The sequence below is a fragment of the Caballeronia glathei genome, from assembly GCF_000698595.1.
Taxonomy (GTDB): domain Bacteria; phylum Pseudomonadota; class Gammaproteobacteria; order Burkholderiales; family Burkholderiaceae; genus Caballeronia; species Caballeronia glathei.
Map to the genome: position 1 here is coordinate 1 of NZ_JFHC01000067.1, position 13904 is coordinate 13904.

Annotated in this window: 15 protein-coding genes; 10 read left to right on the forward strand and 5 right to left on the reverse strand. The window is 61.4% G+C overall.

The annotated features are described in order from the left end of the window. The coding region (locus tag BG61_RS43000) for a hypothetical protein (protein WP_161783715.1) at positions 1-338 on the forward strand (338 nt) is incomplete at its 5' end. Between the two features lie 116 nt (positions 339-454). On the opposite strand, the gene BG61_RS30325 is transcribed toward BG61_RS43000, so the two are convergent. Next, positions 455-1456, reverse strand: coding sequence for a MurR/RpiR family transcriptional regulator (locus BG61_RS30325; protein ID WP_232256406.1), 1002 nt, complete (start codon positions 1454-1456; stop codon positions 455-457). Positions 1457-1619: 163 nt separating this feature from the next. On the opposite strand from BG61_RS30325, the gene BG61_RS30330 reads away from it, so the two are divergent. The 8 genes from BG61_RS30330 to alc are packed head-to-tail and all read left to right on the forward strand — an operon-like array spanning position 1620 to position 7646. After that, complete coding sequence (locus BG61_RS30330) at positions 1620-2465, forward strand: transporter substrate-binding domain-containing protein (RefSeq protein ID WP_035938337.1); 846 nt, start codon at positions 1620-1622, stop codon at positions 2463-2465. Positions 2466-2500: 35 nt separating this feature from the next. After that, complete coding sequence (locus BG61_RS30335) at positions 2501-3106, forward strand: DUF1989 domain-containing protein (protein WP_232256405.1); 606 nt, start codon at positions 2501-2503, stop codon at positions 3104-3106. Between the two features lie 12 nt (positions 3107-3118). Beyond that, positions 3119-3754, forward strand: a complete 636-nt coding sequence (locus tag BG61_RS30340) for an urea carboxylase-associated family protein (protein ID WP_035938336.1) — start codon at positions 3119-3121, stop codon at positions 3752-3754. Positions 3755-3772: 18 nt separating this feature from the next. Then, positions 3773-4456: an amino acid ABC transporter permease gene (locus BG61_RS30345; RefSeq protein WP_035938334.1), complete on the forward strand. Its 684-nt coding sequence runs from the start codon at positions 3773-3775 to the stop codon at positions 4454-4456. Beyond that, positions 4453-5127, forward strand: coding sequence for an ABC transporter permease subunit (locus BG61_RS30350; protein WP_035938332.1), 675 nt, complete (start codon positions 4453-4455; stop codon positions 5125-5127). The genes BG61_RS30345 and BG61_RS30350 overlap by 4 nt, the downstream gene beginning before the upstream one ends. A 5-nt stretch (positions 5128-5132) precedes the next feature. Then, positions 5133-5936: an amino acid ABC transporter ATP-binding protein gene (locus BG61_RS30355; protein WP_035938350.1), complete on the forward strand. Its 804-nt coding sequence runs from the start codon at positions 5133-5135 to the stop codon at positions 5934-5936. Further along, on the forward strand, positions 5933-6601 hold the full coding sequence (locus tag BG61_RS30360) for a DUF1989 domain-containing protein (protein ID WP_035938331.1): 669 nt from the start codon (positions 5933-5935) through the stop codon (positions 6599-6601). Before BG61_RS30355 ends, BG61_RS30360 begins: the two co-directional genes overlap by 4 nt. A 40-nt stretch (positions 6602-6641) precedes the next feature. Next, on the forward strand, positions 6642-7646 hold the full coding sequence (alc, locus tag BG61_RS30365) for an allantoicase (protein ID WP_035938329.1): 1005 nt from the start codon (positions 6642-6644) through the stop codon (positions 7644-7646). Between the two features lie 315 nt (positions 7647-7961). Here the strand turns inward: alc and BG61_RS30370 are convergent, their stop codons facing one another. Next, on the reverse strand, positions 7962-8771 hold the full coding sequence (locus tag BG61_RS30370; protein WP_035938328.1) for a hypothetical protein: 810 nt from the start codon (positions 8769-8771) through the stop codon (positions 7962-7964). A gap of 960 nt (positions 8772-9731) precedes the next feature. Here BG61_RS30370 and BG61_RS30375 point away from each other — a divergent pair. Next, entirely contained in the window at positions 9732-10511 is a 780-nt protein-coding gene (locus BG61_RS30375; RefSeq protein ID WP_075584253.1) for an SDR family NAD(P)-dependent oxidoreductase, read from the forward strand. Between the two features lie 87 nt (positions 10512-10598). Here the strand turns inward: BG61_RS30375 and BG61_RS30380 are convergent, their stop codons facing one another. The 3 genes from BG61_RS30380 to BG61_RS30390 all read right to left on the reverse strand — a co-directional run bounded on the left by BG61_RS30380 (position 10599) and on the right by BG61_RS30390 (position 13756). Further along, on the reverse strand, positions 10599-11555 hold the full coding sequence (locus BG61_RS30380) for an HpcH/HpaI aldolase/citrate lyase family protein (protein WP_035938326.1): 957 nt from the start codon (positions 11553-11555) through the stop codon (positions 10599-10601). Continuing rightward, on the reverse strand, positions 11552-12718 hold the full coding sequence (locus BG61_RS30385; protein ID WP_035938324.1) for a CaiB/BaiF CoA transferase family protein: 1167 nt from the start codon (positions 12716-12718) through the stop codon (positions 11552-11554). Before BG61_RS30385 ends, BG61_RS30380 begins: the two co-directional genes overlap by 4 nt. 138 nt (positions 12719-12856) lie before the next feature. After that, the gene (locus BG61_RS30390) at positions 12857-13756 is read right to left on the reverse strand and encodes a LysR substrate-binding domain-containing protein (RefSeq protein ID WP_306434259.1); all 900 of its coding nucleotides are present in this window, start codon (positions 13754-13756) and stop codon (positions 12857-12859) included. Positions 13757-13904: the final 148 nt, after the last annotated feature.

A 13904-nucleotide genomic window follows, 5' to 3' on the forward strand; every position in this document is an offset into this window, starting at 1 on the left:
TCCGGCAAGGCATTGCGCAGGTGGAGTTTGCCGGCCGATCCATGGAGCGCGCCCATCGTGAACGGCGCCGCAGTCGCGATGTGTCGGTTGACGACCGCAAGCCCGACCGCAACGTGATCCGCGCTTTGAGACATTTGCGTAATAGCACGCCTGCATCATTGTCAGCGAGCTGTTACGACACTGCAATCAGCGTCAAAGGAAGTTCTCGAAGGGCAGTTCATTTATCTGGTGGCTCTCTGGAAGAGCATGTCCGGCTGCAAAAAGTTCTGGGTTCGGCCAAGATCGGGCACTCGAACGAAAAGTTTCGAACGAATTTCAGCAGCCAGTCATTTACTTAGAAGCGTTCAGTCAGGAGTATTCAATACTGGAATGGAGCGCTCTCGGATAGTTTTGATCAAGTTCACGCGCCCGTGACGATGTCTCATCCGATGCGTATTCTCGCTCACGGGCCGGTTCACTCCAGTTCACGCAAGCTCTCGTGCAGGACTTCGACGCGCTGCAAATGACTGTTACTGCGTTCAAGCAAACGTTCCGCGACAAGCGAGCAAATCAGGTTGACCACTGCCGTCATGCCAACCTTGCTGTCGAACAGCATCAGGCCATCGGTATGGCATCGAATCACCCAGTGCGCCAGCCGCGCAGGTTTGCCTGCAATCACATCCGACATATACAGTACCGGCACGCCCGCCTCGGCCAGAGCAGTGGCAGCCAGGCCGACCGCCGGAACGCGGCGCCGCAAGCCAATGACGATCACAAGATCTTTCGCGTTCAGATCAGTAAGATATTCGCCGATGGTGTCGCCCGGCGCGGGCAATAACATCACATCCGAACGCACTTGAATCAGTTCGCGCCGGATCATCGTGGCAACAGTGTGGCTATGTCGATAGCCGATGATCGCCACTCGCCGCGCATGCGCGATTGCGTCGACCACCTCGCTTAGCACTTGCGTATCAAGCGAGCGGTACGTGTTCGCCAGGTTTTCGACTTCGTGCTGCAAATGGGCCTGGATCACGTCGTCGAGTTTCGAACCCGCCGTCTGGCGGCCCCGGTCCTGTAGATATAACGGCGAACCGCCGACCTGCGCCGCGCGCGCAATCGCGCGGGCATCGTCATAAGACGCATACCCCAATTTCTGAAAAAAGCGCGTCGCGGTCGCCTTCGACACTTGCGCGGTCGTCGCCAGTTCGGTAGCGGTTTGCATCGCCAGTTGTCCCGGTGCACTCAGAATCACGTCGGCAAGGCGCTGATCGATTTCAGACAGTTCGTCATAGCATTCCGCAATCCGACTTTCGATCGACGGTGGAGATCGCTTCCCTTTTTTTGTTGGAACGTTTGACATTTCGGCCCGTGGATAAATTGACTGCCCGTGATGATGCGATGCCAGCACCGGCAACGTGCATCCGTGCTTCCCTGCACCTGACAGGTGCAGCGCGGCGCCGTCTCGCATTGACTTCATTATAGGTCCGGCATCGGAAACGTGAAATCTGTGTTTCTCTCAAACCCATTCAGGAACATATGTTTTATTGGATCTAGTCTGGAAACATTCGTTTCACTGCTAGCGCTGGTATGGATCATGCATTGCATCCGGCATCGTCCACCTGTCAACGGGAGTTACACCGATGTCGAAGCGCCGCCTCTCCAGCATTGCCCTCGCCGCGTTGTTGCCGTTTGCCGCGTTGATTCACTCGGTCGCTGCCAGCGCCGATACGCTTGACGACATCAAGAGTCGCGGCACGATGACGGTTGGCATCGACCCCACTTTCGCGCCATACGAATACACCGACGCCAACAACAACATCGTCGGCTTCGATCCGGCCATCCTGGCGGCCGTCGCGAAACATCTCGGCGTGAAGATCGAGTATCAGCGCATGGCGTTCAGTGGCATCATTCCCGGCCTGCTCGCACATTCGTTCGATATCGAAGGTTCGGCGCTGAACGTGACCGCCGAACGCGCGAAGCGTCTCGCATACGTAGTCCCGACTAGCAAGACAGTCAACGGCGCGCTCGTACGCGCCGATTTCAAGAAGATTCCGGCGAACGCCACCGTCGAATCACTCGCGGGCCTGACCGCCGCGGTCAAGAGCGCGAGCGCGCCCGAGCAGATCCTCAAGCAGTTCAACGAAACGCTGAAGGCCAAGGGTCTCGCGCCGATCAAGCTGATCAGCGTGGACAGCGTGGATCAGACTGTGGCGGCATTGATGACGGGTCGCGCCGATTTCGTGTTCGACGATATGACCGTGCTCGCGGGCGTTATCAAACAGAACCCTGGCAAGCTCAAATCGACCGATGAACTCGGCCCGTCGCAATGGATCGCGTGGGCAACGCGCCCGGACGATACGCGTCTCAACAAGGCGATCAGTGACCAGATCATCGCAATGAAGAAGTCAGGCGAACTCGCACGCCTGCAAAAGGACAATCTCGGCGTGAGCTTCGATACACCGACGTCCGGCTTCATTCCCCAGTAATGAACGCGAGCATGCCAAGTCAAATGACAGATCCAGTGCAGACTCTCACCGTCAAGGCGGGACGTGGCCGTACCTTCGAAGTGAAGGCCGGCCAACGATTGACGATCATCGATGTCGAAGGCCAGCAGGCGGCCGATTTCGTCGCGGTCGCCGCGTCGAACCATACCGAGAAACTGTCGCCCACCCATACGCGGCGCCAGCTTCGCACGCTGTTTTTCAATGTCGGCGACGCGCTGTATTCGTCGTTGGGACGGCCGCTGTTGCGGGTCGTCGAGGACACCGTCGGTGTTCACGATGCCAACGTACCCGCTTGCGACGACACGCGTTTCACGGTCGATTTCAACGTGATCGGGCATCGCAACTGTCTCGACAACATGCACGCAGGTCTCGCGTTGTACGGACTGTCGCCGTTCGACGTGCCCGAGCCGTTCAATCTGTTCCAGAACGGCCCGGTCACCGCCGACTGCCGGATGCAGGTCACCGATCCGACCAGCAGGCCGGGCGATCACATCACCTTCGATGTGCTCGTAGACCTGGTGTGCGCGGTGTCGTCGTGTCCGCAGGACATCATTCCCGGCAATGGCCTCAAGGTCACCGATATCGCCATTTCCATCCTTCCCGCGATGCCTGTCGCCGCCTGAACGGACTCATCCATGCTGCTTCTCAAAGAACCGCCTTCACGCGCCGCGCTGCCGCCGCAAACCATCGCCGTGCCTGCTGGCGAAAGCCGAGCCATTGAAGTCAAGGCCGGCCAGATCCTGCGCATCGAAGCGAAAGAACCAGGCGCGGTCGCGTCGATGTTCGGCTTCAGCCGGGTCAATGCCGACGTCTACATGTCGGTCCATCACACCCGTGTCTTCAGCAATTCGTACGTGTTGCAGGCGGGCATGCGGATCGTCAGCAACCGCCGTCGCGCGATGATGGTGCTGGGCAAGGATTCGAGCGGCAAGCACGATCTGTTGCTGCCTGCCTCGACGAACGCGTATCTCGCCGAACAGGGCTACGTGGGACAGACCGGCTGCGTCGAATCGGTCGGCGCGGTGATCGACACGCTCGGCCTCAGACCACCGAAAATGCCTGATCCGATCAACCTGTTCATGCACGTCGCGCTCCATCGGGACGGCCGTATCGAGCCGCTGCCGAACACCACGCGCACAGGCGATTTCGTCGCGTGCCGCGTCGTGACGGATATGGTGTTCATCGTGTCGGCGTGTTGCGCCGGGATTGCGGGTAACGATACGCCCGGCGCACTCGAACTCTCGACGGCAGAAGAACTCGACGAACTCTGATTCCGGGAAAACGCCGCAATGGGCTTCGACCCGCAAGTGATCCATAGCCTGCCGACGTTGATCGACGGCTGGTTGCTGACCGTGGAACTGACGCTGCTCGGCGCGACGGGCAGTCTCGCGTTCGGCCATCTCGCACTGGCGATGCAATTGACGCGTATCGCGCCGTTGCGCTGGGTCGCGCGCCTCTACATCAGCTTCATGCGTGGCACGCCGGCGCTCGTGCAACTGTTCATGCTGTTTTTCGCATTGCCGCTGATCGGACTGGGCGGACGTCCGATGCTAGCCGCCGCGATAGCCCTCGGCCTGAACAGCGGCGCGTACACGGCGGAAATCCTGCGAGGCAATCTGTGCGTGGTCACGGCCGGTCAGTATGAAGCGGCGATTGCGCTCGGCATGGCGCCGTGGCGCATCGTGTTGCGGATTGCGTTGCCGCAGATGCTGAAGGCGAGCCTGCCTGCGCTCATCAACGAATTCACGATCCTGTTGAAAACCACGCCGCTGGCGTCGGTCGTGGCCGTCACTGAACTCACGTATGCGGGACAAATGGTGATCGCGCGCACCTACACGTCGACGCAAGTGATGTTGCTCGTCAGCGTTGGCTATCTGGCGGTCGCGCTACCGGTCATCTACGCCGCGCGACGCATACAGCGTGCACCGCGCGTGCCGCGCGCCTCACGCATTGCAACCGGAGCCACTCGATGACGTTCGACCTCGGCGTTCTGTCGGCCTATTGGCTCGAACTCCTGCAAGGACTCGGCGGAACGATCTGGCTATGCGCGACTGGCGCAGTGTTGTCGGGCGTGCTCGGCGTCTTGCTGACCGTCGGTCAGCGTCGCGGCGCTCCGTGGCTCGTCGCGCTGATTCGCGGCTATACGGCGTTGACGCTCGGTTTACCCTTGCTCGTGCTGCTTTATGTGACGTTCTTTGTCTTGCCGGACTTCGGCGTGCTGTTGCCTGCTCCGCTGGTCGGCACCGTGACGCTCGCGATCTATTACGGCCCTTATGTCGCGGAAGTGATTCAGGCAGCTGCCGCCGCCGTGCCCGCGGGGACCGTCGAAGCGGGTGTTGCGATTGGCATGTCGCCGGCTGCAATCGCGCGCCGCATCATCGCGCCGCAAGCGTTGCCATTGCTGCTGCCGACGCTGACCGGGTTGCTGATCGGTCTGATCAAGGATTCCGCGCTGCTGTCCGTGATCTCGGTGCACGAGTTCATGTTCGCCGCGAAGGCCGTCGTGTCGGACACGTACGCGCCACTCGAAGTCTATTTCGTCATCGCAATGGTCTACTGGGCCGCGACGTCCGTCATCCACCTCTCGACCCGTCATTGGGAGCGCCGCCTCGGCCGCGCCCAGCGGGTCGCCCAGACCCGGTGAACAGCATGAACTTATCCGGCAATGCGACGCCCATTGCGTTGAAGGCAAGCGGCATCGTCAAGTCGTTCGGTGCCAATCGCATTCTGGACGCCGTCGATCTGACAGTCGCGCGCGGCGAAACGGTTTGCATACTCGGCCCATCCGGCTCCGGCAAATCGACGCTGCTGCGTTGCCTGAACTGGCTCTCTCCGCCCGACGAAGGTGCGATCTGGATCGGCGACGAGCGAATTGGCTTACGCGAGAACGCAAACGGCTCGACGAGCCCACGCCCCGACCGCGAGACACGCGCGCAGCGCAGCCGGATCGGCATGGTGTTTCAAAGCTTCAATCTATGGCCGCACATGACCGTGCTCGAAAACGTGATGGAAGGCCTGCTTTCGGTCAAGCGGATGAACCGCCTTGCCGCCAGCGATCTCGCGGTCGAAGCGCTGCGGCAAGTGGGTTTGGGCGGCAAGCATACATCGATGCCCGCGAACCTGTCGGGCGGACAGCAGCAACGCGTGGGCATCGCGCGCACGCTAGCGATGGCGCCGGAAGTAATCCTCTTTGACGAGCCGACCAGCGCGCTCGACCCGGAACTGGTCGGCGAAGTGCTCGCGGTGATGCGCGGCCTCGCCGCGAACGACACGACGATGATCGTCGTCACGCATGAGATCGGCTTTGCGCGTGATGTCGCCGACCGCGTGATCTTTATGGACAGCGGACGCATCGTTGAACAGGGGCCACCTGCACAGGTGCTCGACGCGCCGTCGTCACCCCGTCTCCAGCAATTTCTCTACCGCTTTGCACCGGAACCTACACGCTCATGAGCTACACGAATCAACCCACATCGACCGTTCCCGCCGGCCACGGTAAAGCCGTTCGACTGAAAGCCGGCCAGGCCGTGCGCGTCATCAATACGCACGGCACCCAGGTGGTGGATTGCTGGGCCTGGAATGCGTACGACCTGAACGAATACATGTGCATGGAGACCACGCGCGTGTGGAACCAGCGGCTCAACCCGATCGTCGGCGACAGCTTCGTGACTAATCAGCGTCATCCGGTGCTGACTGTAGTCGAAGACACGACACCTGGCGTCCACGACACGTTCATGGCGGCCTGCGATCGCAAACGCTATGAACTGCTCGGCGTGCGCGGCTATCACCGTAACTGTTGCGACAACATGTTCGAAGGCATGTTCGAGCTCGGCGTCACGCCGCCGCGCCAGAACTTCGCGTCGTTCAACATCTTCATGAATATTCGCGTGCAGCCCGACGGCATCACGCTGCATACGTTGCCCACAGTGACGAAGCCCGGCGAGTACATAACGTTGCGCGCGGAAATGGATTGCTTCGTGGCGTTTTCCGCCTGTCCGCAAGACATCGTCAAGATCCAGGGGCAACGCGACAACACACCGAAGCCCGTGGAAATCGCGGTGCTCGACGACTTCGAGTCGGACCTGCAAGGCACACAATCGTGGGTGCCGGTCGCCTGAGCGTCCCAGTTCATTAACCAATCACTTCGCGTAAATACACATGGCAATGCCCACTTTCGATCCCGACGCGCCCGCCTTCGCGCGCACGGGCATCAACCTCGCGGACCCGCGACTTGGCGCGCGGGCTGTACTCACCAGCGACGATTTCTTTGCGCCGATGGCGCGGATCCTTGACCCGGAACCGGCCGTCTTCATTCCCGGCAAATACGACGACAACGGCAAATGGATGGACGGCTGGGAATCACGCCGCAAGCGCGTGGCGGGCCACGATTTTTGCATCGTCAAACTGGGCGTGGCGGGCGAATTGGTGGGCGTCGATATCGACACAAGCCATTTCACCGGAAACTTTCCGCCAGCTGCGTCGATCGACGCGTGCCGTTGCGACAGCGACGTTCCGCCCGCCGACGCACGATGGACTGAAGTGCTGCCGGCGATCGTGCTCAAGGGCAACGCACATCACTATCACGCAATCGATCCGGCGACGCGAGGGGCTTACACGCACGTACGCCTCAATATCTATCCGGACGGCGGCGTGGCGCGTTTGCGCGTGTTCGGCCGGCCGCGTCGAGAACTCGCGCCGGGCGGCGAACTCGATCTCGCGTCCGCGATCAACGGTGCGCGAATCGTCGCCGCGAACAACCAGCATTACGGTTTAGCGTCGAATCTGCTGCTGCCGATGCGCGCGGCCAACATGGGCGAAGGCTGGGAAACCCGGCGACGTCGCGAACCGGGTTGCGACTGGTGCATCGTCGAACTGGCGACGCCCGGTGAAATCAGTCAGGTCAGGGTCGACACCGCGCATTTCAAGGGGAATTTTGCGGACCGATGCTCGCTACAAGGCGCGTTCGTCAGCGCGGGAACGGACGAGTCCGTGATTACGCAATCGATGTTCTGGCAGGTGCTGCTCGACGAGCAGAAGCTGGAGATGGACAGGGTACATACGTTTGCGCCGACCCGGAGCATGTCTGTCACGCATGTGCGGTTCAACATATTGCCGGATGGTGGCGTGTCGCGGCTGAATCTAATGGGTCGTGCCTTGATTTGATCCAAGGCAAGCCTTCGCCTGCATTGATCACGCAGTTTTCTCATGAGACCTCGCGGCTCATGCACAGCGATCGAGTGGCCGCTATGCTCTCGTTGCTGCCGGTCGAGGCGTTGCGGTTCCAAGGGCGGGTATTGTTAAGCGTTGTTCGACGCCTGCCCATGTCTGCCGCCGCGTGAGCATACGACGACGCATGCGGGCAGGCGTTGGACAACGCTTAACAGAGTGTGAGTTCGCTGATGCGGGAAGCTGACGTCCAGCTGCTCGACCGCTAACGTCAGCAATCCGCCGCATCGCTGACATAGTACCCAGCGCATCTCAATGTCGGCATTGGCCGAACTGCTCGTGTTCGCGATGCCCATAACGGGAGGCAATTTGCGCTCGCTCGAATAAAAACACCGGTCTAGCGCAAAGTACGTTTTTGGAGGCGGCAGTGCGCTTTCTATACATATAACGCCCACTTCCGACCTTTCCGAGCGTACGATCAAGGGGTGATAGCAGACGAATTTCGTCGATTGGCTCTAGGACAATCCTTTGCGTATGCTTGGACTGGTGTTTGACTAACTTCTCGGCTCTGTCAAGGCGAATAGCGGACCGAAGTGAGAGCCACGCAGATGGAAGGAAGACTAGCAGCGTGACCCCCGTTGCGAAGAGCATATCACCGGGATTGTGAAAGAAAATCCGTGAAAAGACGAAGGGAAAGAAGCCCAAAAAGGAGAGGACCGCGTACGCGGCTACAAACCAATATTTCCGAACACGCCGCGCAACGATAGATTGATATTTCTCTTTGAATTGAACTTGCAGATTTCCCTGCTGCGGCAAGTGTCGCAGATATCCGCGACCGAGAGTGTAATCCCTGAGCGCACGTGACGCGCCTCGAAGGGAAAGTAAGTATTCGATCTCGTCCGCGCTTAGCCTCGCGTCACCCGCTATCGCTTGATAGCCCTTTTCGCGCATAAACGGATGCATCGCAGGAATCTTCTCTTGGTCGAGCAGAAATTCCTTCGCGAAACGATACTCCTCTCGCATCCTACCGGGTTGACTTGTCAAAAGGTCGTAGATGAGCCGGCCGGCTCCTACAACGCCAATCAGGAAGCTTCCCACCTTAATCGCGATTTCGATGTCCACGAGTGTGCTAAAAGCGTTTCAACACACCGACTATCGGCAACGTCAGGAGAAACTTTAGGATTTTGCACACGGGGGCAACGCACTTACCATGAAGCGGCGGCAGCGCGCCCTATTGCAGACGTAGTGTCGTGTTGGATTCAACGTCGGCAAAGGCCGAAATGCTCGCGTTGAGCATTGGCGGGTTTAAGATGCGGATTCAACCGGTCGATGCAACAAATGGAAGCTGCGTGAGCAGCGGGAGTGTTGCCGACTAGAAGCGCGTTGGTTCACGAGTGCCTCCGAGAGCTGCGACTCAATCGTCACCGTCGCGCGTTCCCCATTGACCGGTGTATGGGTTCTGATTCCCGCGCGGCGACCGGTTATCGTTCCGTGTGGTGTTTGGATTCGTCCGATAGTGGCCTTCGACCTCAGGTCGGCGTCGTATGTGGGGACGAGTCGAGTGCCGTTCCCGCCGCGGGAAACAGCCAACACCAAGTGGTGCCCCAAAAGCATTTTTTGCGCGGACTCGGGAGGTATCGGCAGCAGCACCGCGGGCGACATCGGGCGGCGAGGCCTGATGGCGCGGCTGGATTTTCATGTGGCGCTGCGCGGCGTAGGCGGACATCGGAAAAACGGAGCGGGCGGGTTGCAAGCCGCGGCTGGCGGGCCGTAGCTTAACGCAGGCCCCTTTCGAATCGCCTCGAAGGCTCGCTGCCTTTGCCGCGTCCGCACGCTCGCACTTGATGTCGACTTGCCCAAACGGGCGGTTCGCTGCACCCGAATACCACACGTCGGCAACGACCACGGCCTGTCGCTTTGAGTGACCTTTACTCACAATACACTGCATTAATATCCATTGAGGCTCCCTTATGCGTCTCTCATAATGGCTTCGGACATTGATTCGATTACATTGACAAAGGGACTCGCGGCAACCTGGCAAGGTGAAGGACGGCTTGCGTCCGAATACAACTTGGAGACAACGTGGAGCAGACGATCGGAAGCGGCGCGGGCCGTGTGGCAGTCGTGACTGGCGGCGCAATGGGCATCGGCGCGGATACGGCGGAGCAGCTTGGCAGACGCGGACATCACGTGGTGCTGGCCGACCAAAACAAGGGTAGCGCCGACGAAACCGCCGCGCGCCTCTCGGCGGCGGGACTGTCGGTGTCCGCCGTTCAGATGGACGTGGGCCAAGCCGAATCGATTGCCACGGGGTTCGAATCGATCGCGAAAGAGCACGGGCGCTGCGACGTGCTCGTCAACGGCGCTGGCATCGCGAAACTAATTCCCTTTATCGACTATCCGCTCGACGCCTTTCTCAACACGATGCAGGTGAATGTCACCGGGGCGCTCCTGTGCGCACAGCACGCGGCCCGGCTAATGGTGAAGAACCGCTGGGGCCGAATAATTAACATCGCGTCGGTCGCTGGCATGCGCGCGGTCGGCAAGGGCCGAACGGCGTACGGCACGTCAAAAGGCGCCGTGATCGCGCTAACGCGGCAGATGGCAGTCGAGTTGTGCGACTACGGCATCACCGCGAACGCGGTCGCGCCAGGTCCCGTCGATACGCCGATGACCAGGGCGCTGCACAGCGACGAGTTCCGTGAAGAGTATTCGCGCGCGATTCCGATGCGCCGCTACGGCACAACCTCGGAGATCGCCGCCGCAATCTGCTATCTCGCATCGGACGAAGCGGCGTACACCAATGGTGTGGTACTGCCGGTCGACGGCGGCTTCCTGTCGTGGGGCGCGGGCGCGGTTTGAGCGTGACGCCAGAGTGGACGAAAAACGAAGCAGGATCGTTGAGCGAAAGCGCCGTCCGAAGGCTCGCGCATTTGGACAACAAGACGCTCAGCGCCGGCCCGCCGCACCGAGCATCAGGATGCGCTGCGCCATCCGCAGGTTCGCGTAGTCGATCATCTTGCCGTCGACGGACACCGCACCCCGTCCGGTGGCTTCCGCCTGCAGCATCGCGTCGACGACGCGGGCCGCGAATGCGAGATCTTCCCCCGACGGGGTGAAGGCGTCGCGCGTCGCATCAATCTGCGAAGGGTGAATCACTTGCTTGCCGTCGAAACCGAGTGCCGCCGCTTTTTCCGCCCATGCGCGTGTAAGCGTCAGATCGCGATACGTGCCGCAGGGTCCGTCGATCGCGCGCAGTCCGAACGCGCGCGCGGCGACCAGCACGCGCATCATCGGGTAGGCGAAGAGGTCGAGCGGCGTTTCGACGTAACGCGCGCCGGTCGAGAGCGAAGTTTGTCGGTAACCGTCCGGCGAGCCGCCTATCTCCGCGCTGCGCGCGCCGATCGAACCGGCGAAATCGCCGACGCCCAGATGCAGCGCCGCGACGCGTGCGCTGCTTTGAGCAAGCGATTCGACCATCACGAGGCCGAGCGCGGTCTCGATCAGCAGATCGATTGCGAGCGGCGCACGGCGCGTGTTGCCTTCGGCCGTGTGCACAGCGCGCGCGATCGCCTCGATGTGCTCGGGACGCTCTGCCTTGGGCACGATGATCGAATCGAGACGCGCGAGCGGCGCGAGCTCGCGGATCTCTTCTTCGATGAATCGGCTGCCGTATGCATTCACGCGCACTAACACCGTCTTGTCGCCCCAGTCGAGCTCCTGCAGCGCGCTGCTGGCGCCCTGCAGCGCATCGGCTTTTTCTGTTTCGGGCACCGCGTCTTCGAGGTCGAGAAAAATGGCATCGGCCGTCGAGCGCGCCGCCGATTCCACCATCCGCCGCCGGTTCGCGGGCACCGCGAGCACGGTGCGCGTCAGTCTGTAGCCGCGCTGGTCGCTCTCTCTCATGCGGCACTCCGCTTGGGCAAGTCCGTCAGGCCGAGTTCGTCGAGCACACGTTGCGTATGTTCGCCGACGGCTGGCACGGGGTTCATCACCGGTTCGACGCCGGGAATGGTAATGGCAGGCACGAACATGGTCAGCGGACCCGTGGGCGAGTCGACTTCGCGCGTGCGCCTGCGCGTATGGACCTGCGGATGCTTGACGAACTCCTCGACCGAATTCATGCGCGCGTTGGCGATCGAAGCACTGTCGAGACGCGCGAGGACTTCGTCGCTCGTCCAAACCGCGAAGCGCGCTTCGATCAGCGCTTCGAGCGCGTCGCGATTCGCGAGGCGTTGCGGATTGCTGTCGAAGCGCGCTTCGCTGGCGATGGACCGGTCGCCGAGCACGACGTCGCAGAACGACATCCACTCGCGCTGGTTCTGAATGCCGAAAAAGATGCTGCGGCCGTCGCCGGTGCGAAAGGGTCCATACGGCGCGATGGTCGCGTGACGCATGCCGTTGCGCTTGAGCGGCTCGCCGCTGCCGCTCACGTAGTAAGCGGGATAGCTCATCCACTCGGTCATCGAGTCGAACAGCGACACCTCGAACGCGGTGCCCTTGCCAGTGCGCTCGCGATGATAGAGCGCCATCAGGATACCGTTGAGCGCGTACATGCCGGTGGCGATGTCGGCGATCGCAAGGCCGCATTTGGCAGGTTCCGCTTCGCTGCCGTTGATTGCAAGAAAGCCGGATTCGCATTGCACGAGAAGGTCATAGGCTTTCTTGCTGCTGTACGGTCCGCCGCTGCCGTAGCCGGAAATATCGCAGGCGACCAGGCGCGGAAAGCGCGCAACGAGCGACCTGGCATCGAGCCCAAGCCTCGCGGCGGCGCCGGGGGCGAGATTCTGCACGAACACGTCGGCGTTCTCGAGCAGCGCGTTCAGAGCGGCCGCGCCGTCCGCGCTCTTGATGTCGAGCGCGACGCTTTCCTTCGAGCGGTTGGTCCAGACGAACTGGCTCGACATTCCGTTCATCACGGTGTCGTAGTCGCGGCAGAAATCGCCGTTGCCGGGCCGTTCGATCTTGATGATGCGGGCGCCCCAGTCGGCGAGATGGCGCGATGCGAGCGGCGCGGCGATGGCCTGTTCGAGCGACACCACGGTGAGGCCCGAAAGCGGAAGGGACATGCGTTGTCTCCTGAATGTGCGGGTCACGATAGCGGCGGTTCTCCCGCCGTCCAGAAAATCGTAGCGCGCCTGACGCGTCAGGAGGAAATACTCTTTGGAACTATGGGATATAGGCGAGCCCAATACCCCGGCCGCACGTCAGTTCGAATCGGCGCCGAGCGCCGGCGCCATTTCGGCGACGAGTTGCTTCATGCAGTCTTGCACGGCACGCGATGCGGCGGTCTGCGGCACGGCGTTGAGCCGGCACAGGGCGACCGAGCGCTCCAGCGTCGGCTTGACGAGGTAGCGCGTGAGCAGATCCTTGTGCGCTTTGCCGCGGCCGAGAAAGCCGGACAGGATGGTGGCCGCTTCGCCGCGCCGCGCGAGTTCGAGCATGGTCGGCAGCGAGTCAATATCGGCGACCACGTTCAGGTCCAGGCCGGCGCTGTCGAACGCGCGCTCGACGAGCAGGCGCAAGCCATGGGACTTACCCGGGAGCACCAGCGGCACGCCGGAGAGCAGTTCGAGCGGCACGGTCTTCGCGCGCGGATTGCCGACCCATGCCGCGCCGTGGACGGAGAGGCGCTCGTTGAACAGCGGAATCACCGACACGCCGCGCGTCTCGGTCTCGCGAAACAGTACGGCGATGTCGAGCCGGCCGTTCGCGAGGAGTTCGTTCAGATAGCCGCTCATGCTCTCGAAGATCTGCAGCTGGATGCCGGGATAGGTGGCGCGCATGCGCTCGAACAGCGGCACCGCGAGCACCGACGCGACGCTGGTCGGCAAGCCTACCGCCACCTGGCCGGACAGCGCGTGCTCACCGCGTTTGACGTCGCCTCGCATCTGCGCGAGCTGCTTGATGATCGACTGCGCATGCCGGTACAGCGTGACGCCCGCTTCGGTCGGCGCGACCCCGGAATAGCTGCGCATCAGGAGCGGCACACCAAGGTCGCTTTCCATCTCGGCGATCTGCTGGCTCAGCGACGGCTGCGAGATCGACAGCGCGAGCGCGGCCTTGGACAGGCTGCCCGCGTCGACGCAGGCTACGAAATAACGCATCTGGCGGATGTCCATCGCACGGTCCCCTCAGGAGGCGGCCATTGGTGAAAACCGCCGGCTATAGGTACGAATTATACCCTCTATTGCCAATTCGTATTTGTAGCAGGTCCGGCGATCTCCCTATACTTTTTTCAACTGAGCCGCTCTT